Annotated in this window: 12 protein-coding genes; 9 read left to right on the top strand and 3 right to left on the bottom strand. The window is 69.4% G+C overall.

Annotated features, from left to right (window positions below; translation table 11 throughout):
* Nucleotides 1–180: 180 nt before the first annotated feature.
* From lgt to qcrB, 5 genes are all read left to right on the top strand, one after another.
* Nucleotides 181–1,206, top strand: coding sequence for a prolipoprotein diacylglyceryl transferase (gene lgt, locus ACWDEX_RS15520; RefSeq protein ID WP_450463857.1), 1,026 nt, complete (start codon nucleotides 181–183; stop codon nucleotides 1,204–1,206).
* 335 nt (nucleotides 1,207–1,541) lie between these two features.
* Nucleotides 1,542–2,273 carry a VIT1/CCC1 transporter family protein gene (locus tag ACWDEX_RS15515; RefSeq protein WP_450463856.1) on the top strand — a complete coding sequence of 244 codons (732 nt, stop codon included), beginning with the start codon at nucleotides 1,542–1,544 and terminating at the stop codon, nucleotides 2,271–2,273.
* A gap of 369 nt (nucleotides 2,274–2,642) precedes the next feature.
* The gene (gene gltB, locus ACWDEX_RS15510; RefSeq protein ID WP_450463855.1) at nucleotides 2,643–7,268 is read left to right on the top strand and encodes a glutamate synthase large subunit; all 4,626 of its coding nucleotides are present in this window, start codon (nucleotides 2,643–2,645) and stop codon (nucleotides 7,266–7,268) included.
* Complete coding sequence (locus ACWDEX_RS15505; RefSeq protein WP_450463854.1) at nucleotides 7,261–8,724, top strand: glutamate synthase subunit beta; 1,464 nt, start codon at nucleotides 7,261–7,263, stop codon at nucleotides 8,722–8,724. The genes gltB and ACWDEX_RS15505 overlap by 8 nt, the downstream gene beginning before the upstream one ends.
* Before the next feature lie 302 nt (nucleotides 8,725–9,026).
* On the top strand, nucleotides 9,027–10,682 hold the full coding sequence (gene qcrB / locus ACWDEX_RS15500) for a cytochrome bc1 complex cytochrome b subunit (protein ID WP_450463852.1): 1,656 nt from the start codon (nucleotides 9,027–9,029) through the stop codon (nucleotides 10,680–10,682).
* 194 nt (nucleotides 10,683–10,876) lie between these two features.
* Here qcrB and ACWDEX_RS15495 read toward each other — a convergent pair whose 3' ends face one another.
* Both ACWDEX_RS15495 and ACWDEX_RS15490 read right to left on the bottom strand, forming a co-directional pair.
* A complete protein-coding gene (locus ACWDEX_RS15495) occupies nucleotides 10,877–11,380 on the bottom strand; it encodes a MarR family winged helix-turn-helix transcriptional regulator (protein ID WP_450463851.1) in 504 nt (167 codons plus the stop codon).
* 62 nt (nucleotides 11,381–11,442) lie between these two features.
* The gene (locus ACWDEX_RS15490) at nucleotides 11,443–12,339 is read right to left on the bottom strand and encodes a hypothetical protein (RefSeq protein ID WP_450463850.1); all 897 of its coding nucleotides are present in this window, start codon (nucleotides 12,337–12,339) and stop codon (nucleotides 11,443–11,445) included.
* 171 nt (nucleotides 12,340–12,510) lie between these two features.
* On the opposite strand from ACWDEX_RS15490, the gene ACWDEX_RS15485 reads away from it, so the two are divergent.
* From ACWDEX_RS15485 to ACWDEX_RS15470, 4 genes are all read left to right on the top strand, one after another.
* The gene (locus ACWDEX_RS15485) at nucleotides 12,511–12,858 is read left to right on the top strand and encodes a chorismate mutase (RefSeq protein ID WP_450463849.1); all 348 of its coding nucleotides are present in this window, start codon (nucleotides 12,511–12,513) and stop codon (nucleotides 12,856–12,858) included.
* Nucleotides 12,859–13,052: 194 nt separating this feature from the next.
* Nucleotides 13,053–15,584, top strand: a complete 2,532-nt coding sequence (gene pepN, locus ACWDEX_RS15480) for an aminopeptidase N (protein WP_450463848.1) — start codon at nucleotides 13,053–13,055, stop codon at nucleotides 15,582–15,584.
* Between the two features lie 195 nt (nucleotides 15,585–15,779).
* Nucleotides 15,780–17,135 (top strand): pyridoxal phosphate-dependent decarboxylase family protein, encoded by a 1,356-nt coding sequence (locus ACWDEX_RS15475; protein WP_450463847.1) that lies wholly within the window; start codon nucleotides 15,780–15,782, stop codon nucleotides 17,133–17,135.
* Nucleotides 17,132–18,532 (top strand): lysine N(6)-hydroxylase/L-ornithine N(5)-oxygenase family protein, encoded by a 1,401-nt coding sequence (locus ACWDEX_RS15470; protein WP_450463846.1) that lies wholly within the window; start codon nucleotides 17,132–17,134, stop codon nucleotides 18,530–18,532. Before ACWDEX_RS15475 ends, ACWDEX_RS15470 begins: the two co-directional genes overlap by 4 nt.
* A gap of 132 nt (nucleotides 18,533–18,664) precedes the next feature.
* Here ACWDEX_RS15470 and ACWDEX_RS15465 read toward each other — a convergent pair whose 3' ends face one another.
* Nucleotides 18,665–20,458, bottom strand: coding sequence for a 5'-nucleotidase C-terminal domain-containing protein (locus ACWDEX_RS15465; RefSeq protein WP_450463845.1), 1,794 nt, complete (start codon nucleotides 20,456–20,458; stop codon nucleotides 18,665–18,667).
* Nucleotides 20,459–20,484: the final 26 nt, after the last annotated feature.

The following is a 20,484-nucleotide window of genomic DNA, read 5'->3' as shown; positions in this document are numbered from 1 at the left end:
AGCCGACGACCGCCCCCGCCGCGTCTGTCCTTGCGGATCTCGAACTCCATCGCACCCCTTGAGCTGGGGTGTTGCGACGACCACTAGAACTCAAGGTGCGCTGGGGGCGTCGTACGTTATGGAGCCGTAGCCCGGTGGGTTGCCATGGTGCCTGTCCGGCACGGTAGCGTCGGTCCTGCCATGGAACTTGCCTACATCCCCAGCCCGTCGCGCGGAGTGCTGCACCTCGGCCCCATTCCGCTGCGCGGCTACGCGTTCTGCATCATCATCGGTGTCTTCGTAGCCGTGTGGCTCGGCAACAAGCGCTGGATCGCCCGGGGCGGGCGGCCTGGCACGGTGGCCGACATCGCGGTCTGGGCCGTGCCCTTCGGCCTCGTCGGCGGCCGGCTTTACCACGTGATCACGGACTACGAGCTGTACTTCAGCGACGGCCGTGACTGGGTGGACGCCTTCAAGGTCTGGCAGGGCGGGCTCGGCATCTGGGGCGCTATCGCGCTCGGGGCGCTCGGCGCGTGGATCGGCTGCCGGCGCCGGGGCATCCCGCTGCCCGCGTACGCCGACGCCCTCGCACCCGGCATCGTGTTCGCACAGGCGATCGGGCGCTGGGGGAACTGGTTCAACCAGGAGCTGTACGGGCGGCCGACGGATCTGCCCTGGGCGCTGCACATCACGTCGGCGGCGGACGGGCGGGTGCCCGGTTACTACCACCCGACCTTCCTGTACGAGTCGCTGTGGTGCATCGGGGTCGGACTCCTGGTGATCTGGGCGGACCGCCGCTTCCGGCTCGGCCATGGACGGGCGTTCGCGCTGTACGTCGCCGCGTACTGCGCGGGCCGTGGCTGGATCGAGTACATGCGGGTCGACGATGCGCACCACATCCTGGGTGTGCGGCTGAACGTCTGGACCGCGGTTTTCGTGTTCCTGCTCGCGGTGGTCTACATCGTGGTGTCGTCGCGGCTGCGGCCGGGACGTGAGGAAGTCGTGGAGCCGACGGGTGCTGCCGACGGCGCCGCCGAGGCCGCAGGTGGCTCCACGGCCGACGAGGGGCCGGAGGACGAGAAGCCGGCCGGCCTGGAGGCCAAGGAGGACCCCAAAGCCTCCGGGGACTCCAAGGACTCCAAGGACGCCGAGGCTTCCGTGGTCGCCGAGGCGACGGAGGACGTCGTGGCTTCGGAGGACGGGGCCGAGTCGGCGAAGAAGGGCTGAGCGCAGCCCGGAAACGCCGGGCTGGACCATCGGTGGCCGAGCCGGTAGCTGTCGCGGTACCTCAGCGACAGCTACCGGCCATTGTGCTGTCAGGCGCCTCTCCGCGAACGCCGACGGCTCCCGGCCGTCCTGCGGCCGAGCCCCGGCCAGCCGCAGCATCTCAGCCTTCGACACCATGAATGCCGCGACACCAGGTGCCCCCACAAGTGCGCGCGACGGTAAAAGCGCAGGTTAGCCCAGCCTCTCCTTGCTGGCGGGGAGGCATTTTCCGGCGTACTTTCAGAGTTGTCGAAAAATGGAAACAGTCCAATCAAGCTATTCTGGGGGTCCGGGGCATGGCCATCATCGAGACCAAGGCGACGCTGCACGAAGCGCACCGGAACAACCACACCCACCGAGACGTCAACGGCGGCTGGCTGCGCCCGGCCGTCTTCGGTGCGATGGACGGGCTCGTGTCCAACCTGGCTTTGATGACGGGTGTCGCCGGCGGATCCGTCGGTCAGAAGACCATCATCGTCACCGGGCTGGCAGGCCTGGCCGCGGGCGCCTTCTCCATGGCTGCCGGCGAGTACACCTCCGTCGCCTCGCAGCGTGAACTGGTCGAGGCCGAACTCGACGTGGAGCGGCGGGAGCTGAGAAAGCACCCGGAGGGCGAGGAAGAAGAGCTGGCGGCGCTCTACGAAGCGCGGGGGGTCGAGCCCGGCCTGGCCCGCGAAGTCGCCAGGCAACTCTCCCGTGACCCCGAGCAGGCCCTGGAGATCCACGCGCGCGAGGAACTCGGCGTCGACCCGGCCGACCTGCCCTCCCCGATGGTCGCCGCCGTCTCCAGCTTCGGGTCCTTCGCGCTCGGCGCCCTCATGCCCGTCCTGCCGTATCTGCTCGGCGCCCACGCCTTGTGGCCCGCCGTGCTGCTCGCCCTCGCCGGGCTCTTCGGGTGCGGCGCGGTGGTGGCCAAGGTGACCGCTCGGTCCTGGTGGTACAGCGGGCTGCGGCAGCTCGCGCTGGGCGGTGCCGCGGCGGGCTTGACGTATGTTCTGGGCGGCCTGTTCGGTGCAGCCCTGGGGTGACGCGCACGGCTTTGCGCAAGGGGCCGCGCAAGTAGGTGTTACTCGGCGGTTTCGACTGGTCAGCCACCGGGCATGACCCGTAAGCGCCGCGGGCAATGACGCCTGTTTCCGCAGACATCGCGGCGGGCGACGATGCCTGCCGCGCCCGGGCCGACGGACATGATCTGTCCGCTTGCGCCCCCCTTGAATCCATCGCCGTGCGGGGAACCATCCGCATTCACACCTCGGTGATGTCCGCATGTTGGAAGGAACTATCCCGTTCCCGGCAAAGCACCCCATCATGTGACTGCACGGAATGTTGCACTCCACGCAGAGGGCCAACGTCGTCCCTCGGCACTTGAACATGCCACGACGACGACGGGAGAGCCGATGCGTACGCCGCGCCAGCCGTCCCAGCACTCCGCGAAAGGCCAGAACTGGCCGTTCATGGATGCTCGCCCTGCTGCGCAGGGTATGTACGACCCCAGCAACGAGCACGACGCCTGCGGCGTCGGCTTCGTAGCCACCCTCACCGGTGAGGCGAGCCATACGCTGGTCGAACAGGCGCTCACGGTACTGCGCAACCTGGAGCACCGCGGCGCCACCGGCTCCGAGCCCGACTCGGGGGACGGCGCCGGCATCCTCTCCCAGATTCCCGACGCCTTCTTCCGCGAGGTCGCCGGGTTCGAACTGCCCGAAGCGGGTGCCTACGCGGTCGGCATCGCCTTCCTGCCCGAGGTCGGCATCACCGAGGTCGTCTCGCGCATCGAGGCGATCGCCGCGGACGAGGGCCTGACCGTCCTCGGCTGGCGCGAGGTCCCGGTCGCCCCCGAGCTGCTCGGCGCGACCGCCCGCTCGACGATGCCCGCCTTCCGTCAGCTCTTCGTGACGGAGTCCGGGGCAGGCGCGAGCAAGGGCATCGACCTCGACCGCAAGGCGTTCGTGCTGCGTAAGCGCGCCGAGCGCGAGGCCGGCGTGTACTTCCCGTCGCTGTCCGCCCGCACGATCGTCTACAAGGGCATGCTCACCACCGGCCAGCTGGAGCCCTTCTTCCCGGACCTGTCCGACCGCCGCTTCGCCACCGCCGTCGCGCTGGTTCACTCGCGCTTCTCCACGAACACCTTCCCGAGCTGGCCACTCGCCCACCCGTACCGCTTCGTCGCGCACAACGGCGAGATCAACACGGTCAAGGGCAATCGCAACTGGATGCGCGCCCGCGAGTCGCAGCTGCTCTCCGACAAGTTCGGGGCCGACCATGCACCCAGCGGCCCCCGGGAGAAGCTGGAGCGGCTCTTCCCGATCTGCACGCCCGAGGCCTCCGACTCGGCCTCCTTCGACGAGGTGCTCGAGCTCCTGCACCTCGGCGGCCGCTCCCTGCCGCACTCCGTGCTGATGATGATCCCGGAGGCGTGGGAGAACCATGCCTCCATGGATCCGGCCCGGCGCGCGTTCTACCAGTACCACTCCACGATGATGGAGCCCTGGGACGGCCCGGCCTGCGTCACCTTCACCGACGGCACCCAGGTCGGTGCCGTGCTGGACCGCAACGGTCTGCGTCCCGGCCGCTACTGGGTCACCGACGACGGACTGGTCGTCCTCGGCTCCGAGGTCGGGGTCCTCGACATCGAGCCGTCCCGGGTGGTCCGCAAGGGCCGGCTCCAGCCCGGCCGTATGTTCCTCGTCGACACCGCCGAGCACCGCATCATCGAGGACGACGAGATCAAGGCGACCCTTGCTGCGCAGCAGCCGTACCAGGAGTGGCTCCAGGCCGGCGAGATCGAGCTGGGCGACCTGCCCGAGCGCGAGCACATCGTCCACACCCATGCCTCGGTCACCCGCCGCCAGCAGACCTTCGGCTACACCGAGGAGGAACTACGCGTCATCCTCGCGCCGATGGCCAAGACCGGTGCCGAGCCGATCGGGTCCATGGGCACGGACTCGCCGATCGCCGCGCTGTCGACGCGTCCGCGCCTGCTCTTCGACTACTTCACCCAACTGTTCGCGCAGGTCACCAACCCGCCGCTGGACGCGATCCGCGAGGAGCTGGTCACCTCCCTGCGCTCGTCGCTGGGCCCGCAGGGCAACCTGCTGGAGCCGACCGCCGCGTCCTGCCGCAGCGTCGTGCTGCCCTTCCCGGTCATCGACAACGACGAGCTGGCCAAGCTGATCCACATCAACGCCGACGGCGACATGCCCGGCATGAAGGCCGCGACGCTCTCCGGTCTCTACCGGGCCTCGGGCGGAGGCGACGCGCTCGCCGCGCGCATCGAGGAAATCTGCGCGGAGGCCGACGCCGCGATCGAGAACGGCGCCCGCCTGATCGTCCTCTCGGACCGCCACTCGGACGCCGAGCACGCGCCGATCCCGTCGCTGCTGCTCACCGCGGCCGTCCACCACCACCTCATTCGCACCAAGCAGCGCACCCAGGTGGGCCTGCTGGTCGAGGCCGGCGACGTCCGGGAGGTCCACCACGTCGCCCTGCTCATCGGCTACGGCGCCGCCGCCGTCAACCCGTACCTGGCGATGGAGTCCGTCGAGGACCTGGTCCGCGCGGGAACGTTCCTGCCGGGCATCGAGCCCGAGAAGGCCATCCGCAACCTGATCCACGCCCTCGGCAAGGGCGTCCTGAAGGTCATGTCCAAGATGGGCATCTCGACCGTCGCCTCCTACCGCGGGGCTCAGGTCTTCGAGGCCGTCGGCCTGGACGAGACCTTCGTCGAGAAGTACTTCGACGGCACGGCCACCAAGATCGGCGGCGTCGGCATCGACGTCATCGCCCAGGAGGTCGCCGCCCGCCACACCAAGGCGTACCCTGCCTCCGGCATCGCTCCCGCCCACCGCGCGCTGGAGATCGGAGGCGAGTACCAGTGGCGCCGCGAGGGGGAGCCACACCTGTTCGACCCGGAGACGGTCTTCCGCCTTCAGCACGCCACGCGTACCGGCCGCTACGACATCTTCAAGATGTACACGTCCCGGGTGAACGAGCAGTCCGAGCGTCTGATGACACTGCGCGGCCTGTTCGGCTTCGCGACCGGCCGCGAGCCGGTCTCCCTCGACGAGGTAGAGCCCGCATCCGAGATCGTCAAGCGCTTCTCCACGGGCGCCATGTCGTACGGCTCCATCTCCAAGGAGGCGCACGAGACGCTCGCCATCGCCATGAACCGACTGGGCGCAAAGTCCAACACCGGCGAGGGCGGCGAGGACCCGGAGCGCCTGTACGACCCGGCACGCCGCTCGGCGATCAAGCAGGTGGCCTCCGGCCGCTTCGGGGTGACCTCCGAGTACCTGGTCAACGCGGACGACATCCAGATCAAGATGGCCCAGGGCGCCAAGCCGGGCGAGGGCGGCCAGCTGCCCGGCCAGAAGGTCTACCCGTGGGTGGCCAGGACCCGGCACTCGACGCCGGGCGTGGGGCTCATCTCCCCGCCGCCGCACCACGACATCTACTCCATCGAGGACCTGGCCCAGCTGATCCACGACCTCAAGAACGCCAATCCGGCGGCACGCATCCACGTGAAGCTGGTGTCGGAGGTCGGTGTCGGCACGGTGGCCGCGGGTGTCTCCAAGGCGCACGCCGACGTCGTGCTGATCTCCGGTCACGACGGCGGCACCGGTGCCTCCCCGCTGACGTCGCTGAAGCACGCCGGAGGCCCCTGGGAGCTCGGCCTCGCCGAGACCCAGCAGACGCTGCTGCTCAACGGGCTGCGCGACCGCATCGTCGTGCAGACCGACGGCCAGCTGAAGACCGGCCGTGACGTGGTGGTCGCCGCGCTGCTCGGCGCCGAGGAGTTCGGTTTCGCGACCGCCCCGCTCGTCGTCTCCGGCTGCGTCATGATGCGCGTCTGCCACCTGGACACCTGCCCGGTCGGCATCGCCACGCAGAACCCGGTGCTGCGCGAGCGCTTCACCGGCAAGGCCGATCACATCGTGAACTTCTTCGAGTTCATCGCCGAGGAGGTCCGCGAACTGCTGGCCGAGCTGGGCTTCCGCTCCGTCGAGGAGGCCGTCGGGCACGCCGAGGCCCTCGACGTGACGCGGGCTGTCGACCACTGGAAGGCGCAGGGCCTGGACCTGGATCCGCTGTTCCATGTGCCCGAGCTGCCCGAGGGCGCGGTGCGCCACCAGGCCGTCGCCCAGGACCACAGCCTGCAGAAGGCGCTCGACAACGAGCTGATCAAGCTCGCCGCCGACGCCCTGGCCGCCGGCTCCCAGGCCGAGGCCCAGCCGGTGCGCGCCCAGGTCCCGATCCGCAACATCAACCGGACGGTCGGCACCATGCTCGGCCACGAGGTGACGAAGAAGTTCGGCGGCGCGGGCCTGCCCGACGACACGATCGACATCACCTTCACGGGCTCGGCGGGCCAGTCCTTCGGCGCGTTCCTGCCACGCGGCATCACGCTGCGCCTGGAGGGCGACGCCAACGACTATGTCGCCAAGGGCCTGTCCGGCGGCCGGGTCGTGGTCCGTCCGGACCGCGGCGCCGAGCACCTCGCCGAGTACTCGACGATCGCGGGCAACACCATCGCCTACGGCGCGACCGGCGGCGAGCTGTTCCTGCGCGGTCGTACGGGCGAGCGGTTCTGTGTCCGCAACTCCGGCGCGCTGGTCGTGGCGGAGGGCGTGGGCGACCACGGCTGCGAGTACATGACCGGCGGGCACGCGGTAGTCCTCGGCGAGACGGGCCGTAACTTCGCGGCCGGTATGTCGGGCGGCATCGCCTACGTCATCGACCTGAACCGCGACAACGTCAACGCCGGCAACCACGGCTCCGTCGAGGCCCTGGACGACACCGACAAGCAGTGGCTGCACGACGTGGTGCGCCGCCACGCCGACGAGACAGGCTCCACGGTCGCCGAGAAGCTCCTCGCCGAGTGGTCCGTCTCCGTGGACCGCTTCAGCAAGATCATTCCCAGTACGTACAAGGCAGTGCTCGCCGCCAAGGACGCCGCCGAGCGAGCCGGTCTCTCCGAGACCGAGATCACCGAGAAGATGATGGAGGCGGCGACCCATGGCTGATCCCAAGGGCTTCCTGACGCACGGGCGCGAGGTCGCAACTTCGCGTCCGGTGGGCGAACGTGTCAAGGACTGGAAAGAGGTCCACGTCCCCGGTTCGCTGTTGCCGATCATCGACAAGCAGGCCGGCCGGTGCATGGACTGTGGCATCCCGTTCTGCCACAACGGCTGTCCGCTCGGGAACCTGATCCCCGAGTGGAACGACTACGCCTACCGCGAGGACTGGGCCGCCGCATCGGAACGGCTGCACGCCACGAACAACTTTCCTGAGTTCACGGGACGGTTGTGCCCGGCTCCGTGTGAGTCGGCGTGCGTGCTCGGCATCAGCCGGCAGCCGGTCACCATCAAGAACGTCGAGGTCTCGATCATCGACAAGGCGTGGGAGGGCGGTGCCGTGAAGCCGCGGGCCCCCGAGCGCCTGTCGGGCAAGACGGTCGCGGTCATCGGTTCGGGCCCGGCCGGCCTGGCCGCCGCCCAGCAGCTGACCAGGGCCGGCCACACGGTCGCGGTGTACGAGCGCGCGGACCGCGTCGGCGGCCTGCTCCGCTACGGCATCCCCGAGTTCAAGATGGAGAAGCGGCACGTCAACCGCCGTATCGAGCAGATGCGCGCGGAGGGTACCCGCTTTCGTACGGGCGTCGAGATCGGCCGCGATCTCAAGGCGACGGATCTGCGCAAGCGGTACGACGCGGTGGTGATCGCGGCGGGCTCGACGACCTCCCGTGACCTCCCGGTCCCCGGCCGCGAACTCAAGGGCGTGTACCAGGCCATGGAGTACCTGCCGTTGTCCAACAAGGTCCAGGAGGGCGACTACATCACCTCGCCGATCTCGGCCGAGGGCAAGCACGTCGTCGTGATCGGCGGCGGTGACACGGGCGCGGACTGCGTGGGCACGGCGCACCGCCAGGGCGCGGCCTCCGTCACACAGCTGGAGATCATGCCCCGCCCCAACGACGAGCGGCACCCGGTCGACCAGCCGTGGCCGACCTTCCCCGTCCTCTACAAGGTCACCTCGGCCCACGAGGAGGGCGGTGAGCGGATCTACTCGGCGTCCACGACCCACTTCGAGGGCGACGCGGACGGCAACGTGCAGTGGCTGCACCTGGCCGAAGTCGAGTTCGTGGACGGCAAGCTGACACAGAAGCCGGGCACCGGGCGGAAGATCCCGGCCCAGCTTGTCACGCTGGCGATGGGCTTCACGGGCACGGACCAGCACAACGGCTTGGTAGAGCAGTTCGGCCTGGAGCTGGACGAGCGTGGCAACATCGCGCGCGACGCCGACTTCCAGACGAACGTTCCGGGGGTGTTCGTGGCGGGCGACGCCGGCCGCGGCCAGTCCCTCATCGTGTGGGCCATCGCCGAGGGCCGCTCGGCGGCGCGCGGCGTCGACCGCTTCCTCACCGGCGCCAGCGACCTGCCGGCCCCGATCCGCCCGACGGACCGCGCGCTCATGGTCTGACCCACCACCTCGACGTCCCGTACAACGGCGTACGGGCGGGATATCCGGGGCTTTCCCCCAGACCCCCAACAGGCGGCGCCTGCCCACCAGTTCCCGACCGGACGACCGGGCAGGCGCCGCCGCACGTGTTCCGGCGGTGTACGGAGGTCGGGGATCCGAACGGCAAGCACGGAACTGCGGCGCCGAGCGGTACGACCGCCGGTGGGCGAGTTCCCGCAAGGCCGACCGGATCTTGCCGTCGGTGCCCTTGGTCGGAACCGCTTGACGTGTCACCCTGTTGTGAAGCGTGGGGGAGGCGTTCCATGGATGGCGTACGAACGGTGAACGGGTCGGCGGCAGAAGGGAGTTCACGACGCGGGCAGGCGAGCAAGGGGGAGCGGCTCGCCGACTGGGCCGACGGGCGGCTCGGGACGAACACCGTCGCCAAGGGCCTGATGCGCAAGGTGTTTCCGGATCACTGGTCCTTCATGCTGGGCGAAGTCTGCCTCTACAGCTTCCTCGTCCTGATCCTCACCGGCATCTACCTCACGCTCTTCTTCGAGCCGAGCAGCGCCGAGGTCGTCTACCACGGTTCGTACGGCCCGCTCAACGGCGTGATCATGACACGGGCGTACGAGTCGACGCTGCACATCAGCTTCGACGTGCGCGGCGGGCTGCTGATCCGGCAGATCCACCACTGGGCGGCCCTCGTCTTCGTCGCCGGGATGCTCGTCCACATGATGCGGGTGTTCTTCACCGGCGCCTTCCGCAAGCCCCGCGAGGTGAACTGGCTGTTCGGCTGGACCCTGCTGTTTCTCGCCTTCATCACCGGTCTGACCGGCTACTCGCTCCCCGACGACCTGCTCTCCGGTACCGGCGTTCGCTTCGCGCAGGGCGCCATCCTGTCCGTGCCGGTCGTGGGAACGTACATCGCCTTCTTCCTCTTCGGCGGCGAGTTCCCGGGTCACGACATCATCCCGCGGTTCTTCCCGATCCATGTGCTGCTGCTGCCGGGGATCATGCTGGGACTGGTCGTCGCCCATCTGATCCTGGTCTTCTACCACAAGCACACCCAGTACCCCGGCCCGGGACGGGACGAGAAGAGCGTGGTGGGCATGCCGTTCATGCCCGTCTACATGGCGAAGGCCGGCGGGTTCTTCTTCCTCGTCTTCGGCGTGCTGGCGCTCGTGGGCGGGATCGCCACCATCAACCCCGTGTGGGGCTTCGGGCCCTACCGGCCCGACCTGGTCACCACGGGCGCCCAGCCCGACTGGTACCTCGGCTTCTCCGAAGGCCTGATCCGGGTGATGCCGGGATGGGAGATCAACGCCTGGGGCCACACCCTGAACCTGGGCGTCTTCATCCCCTTCACACTCTTCCCGCTCATCATGGTGGCCATCGGCGTCTACCCCTTCATCGAGGCATGGGTGACCGGCGACCGGCGCGAGCACCACATCCTGGACCGGCCGCGCAACGTGCCGGTGCGCACCGCCCTCGGCGTGGCCTGGCTCACGCTGTACGGGGTGCTGCTGGTGGGCGGTGGCAACGACATATGGGCCACCCACTTCCATCTCTCCATCAACGCGATCACCTGGTTCGTGCGCATCGCTTTCTTCGTCGCACCGACCGTGGCGTTCATCGTCACGAAACGGATCTGCCTCGGGCTTCAGCGCCGCGACCACGACAAGGTGCTGCACGGACGGGAGACCGGCATCGTCAAACGGCTGCCGCACGGCGAGTACGTCGAGGTCCACGAACCCCTCTCGCAGGACCGGTTGTTCACCCTCACCCAGCACGAACAGACACCGCCGTACGAGATCGGGCCGCTCGTCGACGCGAACGGCGTCACCCGGCAGGTCGGCCCCGCGCGCAGGCTGCGCGCCAGGATCGCCAAGGCGATGTACGGACCTTCGGCGCACATCCCGAAGCCGACGGCGGAGGAGTACCGCGCGCTCACCAGCAAGGGCGAGCACCACTGAGTGCCACGCACACCACGAGCATTGCCCCGCACGCCTGGCCGGCCGGCATCGATCGGCGTGGGCGTGCACGCGCCCGCTTCGGACTTCCATGCTTGCGCGAGGGCGGCGGGCAGGTGAACGCGGCGGTGATCGAACGGCTCTGAGCGGGGACCCCGGCGCGTGGCGCGCCGGCTGCCGGGGCTTCTGCCCGCCGGCTATGCGGACAGACGGGCCGCGGCCTTGCGCTGCCGGTCGCTCATCACCGACAGGAACCGGGTCACGGTCTCCAGCTCCTCCGTGCTGAACTCCTGGCACGCGTCGACGACATCGCGCGCCCAGTCCTCGAAGAACACGGCGAGTTCGCCGATCTTCTCCCGGTCGAGTTCGACGAGCACCCGCCGCTTGTCCGTGGGGTGCTTGACCCTGTGGACGAAGCCCTTGTTCTCCATACGGTCGATGAGCCCGGTGACGGACGCGGGTGCCAGGCCGGTCAGCTCCGCGATGTCCTTCGCGGTGAGCGGGCCGCGCCGCTCCAGGAAGTCGAGGGTCTTCTCCTCCGTGGCGCTCAGGCCCTGCTGCGCTCCGATCGCCGAATGGAACATCACTGTGACGGCGCTGTGTTGCCGTCCCACGGTCATGAGCCGCTGCAGTGCGTCGGCCCGCCGCTCGTCGTCCGTGGCCTCTCCCGCGTCCCTGCTGTCCGTGTCGCTCCTGCTCATGCCTTCAGGCTAGCAAAGTCTTTCGTTCGGGTGAACGAAAGACTTGCTGCCGGGGTCGCTCCTCACGTATCGCACTCCAGGACCGTCCGGCACAGCCCGCACCGCGCCCGCACCCGCCCCCGCACAGGCACCCTGATCCGCTGCCGGCAGGTCGGGCACGGGAAGGAGACCCGCAGCGGGCCGCGGTCGGCCGATGTGAAGGAGTAGGGGACCCCCGGAAACGGGCCGAGGGAGGAGCTCTCCTGGGCATGGCGGCGATCCTTCGCGTAGCGGCGGCGGCCCGCCCAGCCGGCCGCCGTCAGCGGCGGCTGCTGCTCGTCGCGGCGGGCCTGCGCCAGGCCCTTCGTGTACGCCGTGTACGCCTGCGGGCTGGTGAACCAGACCGCCGGGTCCTCACCGAAGACCAGGGCCCGCTTGGCAAGGACGTAACCGAACTCCTCCGGGGTGAGATAGCCCAGCTTCTGCGACGACACCCCGTCCTCGCGGAAGGCATCCAGAAGCAGCCAGCCCGCGCCCAGGTACGTCGTCGCGGTGTCGGTGAGGATCTCGTTGTCACGCGTCCCGGGGAAGGACAGACCGAGACGGTGCAGATACACGTGCATCACCTCGTGCGCGAGGGCCGCGCCGATGTCCCGCCGGTGAGTGCGGAAACGATCGTTCAGCTCGATGAAGTACTCGGGACCCGCGGCGAGTTCGACATTCGCCGCATGGGTCATCTCACGGAAACTGACGATCACCCGGGCATCCGGCAACCGGTAGTGCCGCACCAACTCGCGCGCCACGCGCTGTGCACCCAGATACAGGTCGTCCTGGTCACAGAAGGCCACATCGGCGGGAGGCACGCTGGTCGCGAAGGTCTGCACGGTGTCGTACGAGAGCCGTCTGTACAGCGCGGTGATCGCCGCCCGCACCGTGTCCAGATGCGGAAAGCCGTGCTCGACCGGTCCGCCGTTCGCCACGTCCGCACCCCCAAAGACGCCAGCAGTGATTCCACTGTAGGCGCGCTCGGTCCCCACGGCGGAGTGGACACGGGCGCAAGGCCGCCACGGCCATCCGAACACCACCCGCGGGCGATCCGCACTGCGGACAAAGACGATCGAGAACCCGCACACACCCTAGGCTGAGCGCCCATGACCCGCCGCCACACCGCCACCCCCGACGTCGACCCGGCCGTCCGCGCCGAACTCGCCCGGCTGCGAGACAGCATCGACAACATCGACGCCGCCCTGGTCCACATGCTCGCCGAACGCTTCAAATGCACCCAGCAGGTCGGCCACCTCAAGGCCGCACACCAGCTTCCCCCCGCCGACCCGGCCCGTGAAGCCACCCAGATCGCCCGGCTGCGCCGACTCGCCGAGAGCGCCAAGCTCGACCCAGCGTTCGCGGAGAAACTCCTCAACTTCATCATCGCCGAGGTCATCCGCCACCACGAGCGCATCGCCGAGGACGCCACAGGCCCCACCACCGCCGAGGAGTGACAACCGGCGACCGGCCGTGCGCCGCGCCCGACGCCGGAACGACCGACGACACCCCACCGCACCCGCAGGCACGCCTTGCGGACCGCACGAGCCCCCGCCTCCGAATGGCCACGCACACCGACGCGCTCCGGCGTGAGAGACCGACAGAGCGCGTACCGAACCGCCCCTGTGCCCCGTCACCGGCATCAGGCAGCATGTCCCTCATGTCCCTACTGACGCGCGACGATGCGCAGACCCGTGCCCGGCTCCTCGACGTCCACCGCTACGAGATCGCCCTCGACCTGACCCGCGGGGAGGAGACCTTCGACTCCCTCACCGTCATCCGCTTCACGGCTCGAGCGGCCGCGGACACCTTCGTCGAGCTGAAGCCCGCCGAGCTGCGCTCCGCCACCCTGGACGGACAGCCCCTCGACCCCGGCACCCTGGAAGAGAACCGGCTGCCGCTCAAGGGCCTCACCGAGGGCGAGCACGAACTGCGCGTCGACGCACGGATGCGCTACTCGCGCACCGGCGAGGGCATGCACCGCTTCACCGACCCCACCGACGGCGAGACCTACGTCTACACGCAACTGTTCATGGAGGACGTCCAGCGCGTCTTCGCCGCCTTCGACCAGCCCGACCTCAAGGCCGTCTTCGACCTGACCATCACGGCCCCCGAAGGCTGGAGCGTCCTCGCCAATGGCATCACCACCCACCAGGGCGACGGCGTCTGGCGCGCCGCCGAGACCCCCCTCATCTCCACCTACCTGGTCGCCGTAGCAGCCGGCCCCTGGCACTCCGTACGCACCGAACACCGCGGACTGCCCTTCGGCCTCCACTGCCGCCGCTCCCTGGCCCCCCACCTCGACGCCGACGTGGACGAACTCCTCGAGATCACCCGCCAGTGCTTCGACCGCTACCACGAGAAGTTCGAGGAGCCCTACCCCTTCGACTCCTACGACCAGGCGTTCGTACCCGAGTTCAACGCGGGCGCCATGGAGAACCCCGGCCTCGTCACCTTCCGCGACGAGTTCGTCTACCGCTCCGCCGTCACCGACACCCAGCGCCAGACCCGCGCCATGGTCATCGCCCACGAGATGGCCCACATGTGGTTCGGCGACCTCGTCACCCTGCGCTGGTGGGACGACATCTGGCTGAACGAGTCCTTCGCCGAGTACATGGGCTACCAGACCCTCACCGAAGCCACCCGCTTCACCGACACCTGGACCGACTTCGCCGTCGCCCGCAAATCCTGGGGATACGACGCCGACCAGCGCCCCTCCACCCACCCCGTCGCCCCCGAAACGGTCGACGACACCGCCTCCGCGCTCCTCAACTTCGACGGCATCTCCTACGCCAAGGGCGCCTCCGCACTACGACAACTGGTGGCCTGGCTCGGCGAGAAGGACTTCCTCGCTGGCATCAACACCCACTTCGCCCGCCACCGCTTCGGCAACGCCACCCTCGCCGACTTCATCGACTCCCTCGCCAGCGCCACCGAACGCGACGTACACGCCTGGGCCGACTCCTGGCTGCGCACCAGCGGCGTCGACACCATCACCCCCCACCTCACCCAGGCCGCCGACGGCACCTGCACCCTCACCGTCGACCACGACGGCAGCCGCCCCCACCGCCTCACCGTCGGCCTCTACGATCACAACCTCCCCGACGACGGCGACCTCACCCTGCGCGAACGCATCGACCTCGACATCCCACAGACCACACCGCACCCCCTCGGTAAACGCCCCGCCCTGCTGCTCCTCAACGACGGCGACCTCACCTACGCCAAGATCCGCTTCGACCCCGACTCCTTCGACACCGTCCGCCACACCCTCTCCGGACTGCCCGACCCCCTCACCCGGGCCGTCGTGTGGAACGCCCTGCGCGACGCCACGCGCGACGGCCACCTGCCCGCCGCCACCTACCTGGAGACCGTCCGCACCCACCTGCCCCACGAGAGCGACCTCGCCCTCGTCGGAGGCGTCCTCACCTTCGCCTCCACCCACGTCGCCGACCGCTACCTGCCCCCCCTCAAGCTCTCGACCCCCGACGAGCACGGAGACGCCCCCAGCGACCGGCCCACCGCCCTCTCCACCCTCACCGCACTGTGCCGCGACCTCATCCGCCGCACCGAGGACGGCTCCCACCCCGGGCTGCGCCTGATCGCCGTACGCCACCTGATCGACGCCGCCGCCCACCCCGACACCATCGCCGCCTGGCTCGCCGACGGCACCGTCCCCGGCGGGCCCGAACTCGACCCCGAACTGCGCTGGCGCATCCTCGGCCGCCTCGCCGTCCTCGGCGCCGTGGACGAGACGGCGATCGCCGAAGAACTCGACCGCGACCCCAGCGCCACCGGACAGGAAGGCGCCGCCCGCTGCCGCGCCGCCCTGCCCGACCCCCAGAGCAAGCGGCACGCATGGGAGGCGATGTTCACCGACGACGACCTCTCCAACTACCTGTTCACCGCCACCGCGCAGGGCTTCTGGCAGCCCGAACAGGCCGACCTGGTCGAGGAGTACGTCGACCGCTACTGGACCGACGCACCCGCCCTCGCCGCCCGCCGCGGCCCCGCCATCGCCACCGCCGCGGGCCGCCTGGCCTTCCCCCGCTACGCCATCCACGCGGACACCCTGCGCCGCGGCGAACAGTGCCTGCGCGAGGCGGACCCCACCCCCGCCCTCCGCCGCAAGCTCATCGACGAACTCGACGACCTGGCACGGGCGTTGCGCATCCGCGAGGCATAGCACCCCGACCGACCGGGCACCCGGCCCCACACCGGGCGCCCGGTCGGCAACGCACCCCCACCCTCCTGGCGCCCCCACCTGTCCCCCTTACGGCGGTACCTCCTTTCGGGTCGGATCGGCGTCCGCGTCTGGCGGGCCGAACTCCCCGGAATGCAGGCTTGGTTAACCCGCCACGCGCCCCGGAGGACCCAGCCCATGAGCCTGCCGCCCCTCGCCTCAGGACCCGAAGGACCCGACGCACTACGCCCGTTGCTCGCAACGGTCCTCGACGCCCTGACGGAAGGCGCACGCGAACGCGGCGGACCGCTGCCCGCAGGCGGACCGCAGACGGTCGCCGCACGGCTGCGTTCCGCCGTCGGCGACGTACTGCCACAAGAAGGCGACCCCGACGCCGTACGAACCCTCGTGCGCGCCCTCGCCGAAGGCGCCGCCGACCCCGCCGACCCCCTGTGCGCCGCCCATCTGCACTGCCCACCCCTGGCCGTCGCCACCGCCGCCGACCTCGCCGTCTCCACCCTCAACCCCTCCCTCGACTCCTGGGACCAAGCCCCGGCCGCCTCCGAACTGGAGACCCTCGTCACCCGGGCCCTCGCCCAAGAGGCCGGCGCAGCCGACGCCCTCGTCACCACCGGCGGCAGCGAATCCAACCAGCTGGCCCTCCTCCTCGCCCGCGAAGCCCTCGGCAGCATCCGCCTCGTCTGCTCATCCGCTTCGCACCACTCCCTGACCCGCGCCGCCTGGCTCCTGGGCCTGCCCCAACCCGTCACCATCCCCGCACCGAACGGCACCCTCGACCCCGCCGCCCTCGACGACACCCTCAGCACCCTGCCCGGACCCGTCCTCGTCGCCGCCACCGCCGGCACCACCGACGCCGGGCTCATCGACCCCCTGCCCGCCCTCGCCGACGTCTGCGCCACCCACGGCGCCCGCCTCCACGTCGACGCCGCCTACGGAGGCGGACTCCTCTTCAGCGACCAGCACCGCACCAAACTCGCCGGCCTCGACCGCGCCCACACCGTCACCCTCGACCTGCACAAACTCGGCTGGCAGCCCGTAGCCGCCGGCCTCCTCACCCTCCACGACGCCCGCGACCTGCGGGCCCTCGAACACCGCGCCGACTACCTGAGCGCCGCCGACGACACCGCAGCCGGCTTCCCCGACCTCCTCGGACGCTCCCTGCGCACCACCCGACGCCCCGACATCCTCAAGATCGCCGTCACCCTCAAAACCCTCGGCCGCACCGGCCTCGGCACCCTCGTCGACGAAGTCTGCGCCCGCGCACACGAACTCGCCGACCTCATCCAGGCACACCCCGCCCTCGAACTCCACGCCCCGCCCACCATCAGCACCGTCCTGTTCCGGCCCGCCGACGTCCCCGACGACACCGTCGCCGCCGTCCGCCGCACCCTCCTGCACGACGGCCGTGCCGTCCTCGGCCGCGCCCGGCTCGACGGCCGCCTCTGGCTCAAGGCCACCCTCCTCAACCCCCACACCCGGCCCGGCGACCTGGCCGCCCTCCTGAAACTGGTAGAAGGAAGCACACCCCGATGACCAACCCCCCACAGCACGAACCCGAAACACCCCGCGACCTGGTCGGCATCGGCATCGGCCCGTTCAACCTCTCCCTCGCCGCCCTCGCCCAACCCCTCACCGAACTCGACGCCGCCTTCTACGAACAACGCCACGGCTTCGACTGGCACCCCGGCCTCCTCATCGACGGCGCCACCCTCCAAGTGCCCTTCCTCGCCGACCTGGTGACCCTCGCAGACCCCGCCAACCCCTGGTCCTTCCTCAACTACCTCAAGACCCGCGAACGCCTCTTCCCCTTCTACTTCGCCGAGCGCTTCCACATCCAACGCGCCGAATACGACGCCTACTGCCGCTGGGTCGCGGACAACCTCCCCGGACTCCACTTCGGCCACCAGGTCGACGCCGTCCGCTGGGACACCACGCGCGACCTCTTCGAAGTCGACTTCACCCACCTCGACATCGACGGCACGGCCACCTCCCTCGGTCGCGCCCACGCACGCAACGTCGTCCTCGGCGTCGGCACCGAACCCTGCGTGCCCGAACCACTGCAACCCCTCGTCCACGCCCCCGACGTGCCCGTCCTCCACGCCGCGAACTACCTCAGGCACCGCGAGACGCTCCTTGCCGCCGACCACATCACCGTCATCGGTGCCGGCCAGTCGGGCGCCGAGGTCTTCCTCGACCTGCTCCGCCACCGCCCCGCAGGCCAGGAAAGGATCCACTGGCTCGCCCGCACCGAAGCCTTCGCCCCCATGGAGTACTCCAAACTCGGCCTGGAGCACTTCACCCCCGACTACACCCGCTACTTCCACAGCCTCGCCGAGCCGGTGCGCGACCGCCTCATCTCCGCCCAATGGCAACTCCACAAAGGCATCGACGCGGACACCATCGCCGCCATCCACGACGAGCTCTACCTGCGCACCCTCCACGGCGGCTGGCCCGACACCGTCCTCACCCCCGGCGTCCGCGTCCACACCGCCGGGCGCACCGCCACCGGCAGAATCCAACTCCACCTGGAACACACCCAGCAGGGCACCCGCTCCCACCTCACCACCGACGCCGTCGTCCTCGCCACCGGCTACCGCGAACGCCCACTCGGCCGCATCCTCGCCGGACTCGACCCCCACCTACAGCGCGACCGCAGCCAACGCCCCCGCATCGACGACCAGTTCCGCCTCGTCCTGAACCCCCCCGTCACCGGCTCCGTCTACGTCCAGAACGCCGAACTCCACACCCACGGCGTCGGCGCCCCCGACCTCGGCCTCGCCGCCTGGCGCAGCGCCACCATCCTCAACTCCCTCACCGGAAAAGAGCCCTACCCCCTGCCTCAGCGAACCGCCTTCACCACCTTCGGACTTCACTCACAAGAACAAGCCACACCCGACCGCGCCCCCGAAGCCCTCCTCGACCAGACATGAACAGTCCGCCGTCACGGGTCCGGCCGAACCCGGCCGGACCCGCACACAACACGGCGCCGACGACGACCGCACGCCGGACCACACCGGCGCACAAGCCATCGTCGACGCCGTCGACGTGACCTCGCAGAACCCCTAGAACACCGGCGTGCCGTTCCGCGTCAGCCTCCAGTCGACCGAGGCGAAGTCCTTCGGATCCAGAACCCCCTTCTCGGTCGCCCACTCCGCGATCCGCGTCCGGATCTCGGTCGACTCCGACCACAGCTCCTTCGCCGACGCCACATACGGGAACGCGCCACCGCCATTGGCCCGGTAGTTGTTCACCGCGAACACGAACTCCTGGGCATCGTCCAGCGCCGCACCGTTGAACGTCAGGTTCTTGATACGCGAACCCGCCGGCTGAGCGATGTCGATGTCGTACCGCAGCCCCGACACATAGTCGTAGTTGTAGTCAGGACGGTTGTTCGCGTTGGTCAGCTTGTCCACGTCCACCGTCGCATCGGCGGCCGTCTGCGCGAAGTACTCCGCCGAGTACTCCAGGTACGCGCGTACCTGCGCACCCGTCATGAGCTTCGCGACCAGCGTGTTGTCATACACATACAGGCTCGACAGATCCCGGATCGTCACATCGCCCGCCGGGATCTCCGACGTACGCGAGAACGGCGACGCCTGCGAGATCACCGGCAGCGACGCATACGCGGTCCCCGCCATCGCCGCCTTGACCACGTCCTCCTGCACCTTGTTGATCAGGTCGATGATCGCGGCATCCTTGTACCGGGCATCCACCGTCGTCAGAGTCTCCGTGGCCTTGCCCACGACCTGATTGACGTACTTCACCACGGCCGCGTGCTGCTCGGACAGCAACTCGGTGATCACCGGGTCGTCGGCAACCTCCTTTGAGTTACGCAGCGAAGCCGCCACCGACTCCACCTGCCACCGACCCTTGTCGAAGACCAACTCGATGTCGAACAGCGTCAGCCGCTCCGCATAACACAGCGGCTCCGACAGGACGACCGTCTTCCCCGTCGCCTCATTGGTGACCTTCAGCTCCGGAATCTCCACATGCGCATGGCCGACCAGAATCGCGTCGATACCAGGCACCTGCCGGGCCACGTTGGCGGCAGCGTTCTCGACATACGGAACCTGATCACCGTACGACGACGTACCGGAGGCACCGGAATGCGCCGACACGATGACCACGTCCGCACCCATCGACCTGAGCTTCGGCACCCACTTCGCCGCCTGCTCCTCCAGCCCCGGGAACGTCAACTTCCCCTGCACATACGCCTTGTCCCAGATCGCGATACCCGGGTTGGTCAGACCCAGCACCGCGACGGTCACCGGCGCCGCACCCTTCACAGGGAGCTTCTTGATGAAATACGGCGCGAAAGCCGGCTTCAGCGTCTTCGCGTCCAACGCGTTCGCACCCAGCAGCGGGAAGTCACACTGCGACTCGAACTTCCGCAGCGTCTCGATGCCGTAGTTGAACTCGTGGTTGCCGAGCGCCACCGCGTCGTACCCGATCGCGTTCATCGCCCGCGCCATCGGATGCACCGGCCCACCCTTGGCCGTGATCGGGTCGACCTTCGCGTAGTAGTACGTCAGCGGAGTGCCCTGGATCGTGTCACCCGCATCCACCAGAAGGGTGTTGTCGCGACCCTTCTCCTCACGCACCTGGTTCACCAGCGTCGAAACCCGCGACAGACCCATCGCGTTACCCTGCGGGTCCGTGTACGTCGCGTCCTTGAAGTAATCCCAGTTGAAGACATGCCCGTGCAGATCAGTGGTGCCCATCACGGTCAGCGAGTGCCGCTTGGGACCCTTCGCCGGCGCGGCCTGCGCCGCCGGAGCCGACACGGCACCGGCCAACGCCACCCCCGCTCCGGTCGCAGCGGAACGCTTCAGGAACTTCCGGCGGTTCAACGGCATATCTCTGACTCCTCGGGGAAACGATC

The organism is Streptomyces sp. NPDC001020 (assembly GCF_053599115.1).
The sequence above is the reverse complement of the archived record's forward strand: the minus strand, read 5'-3'. Positions and strand labels throughout refer to the sequence as shown.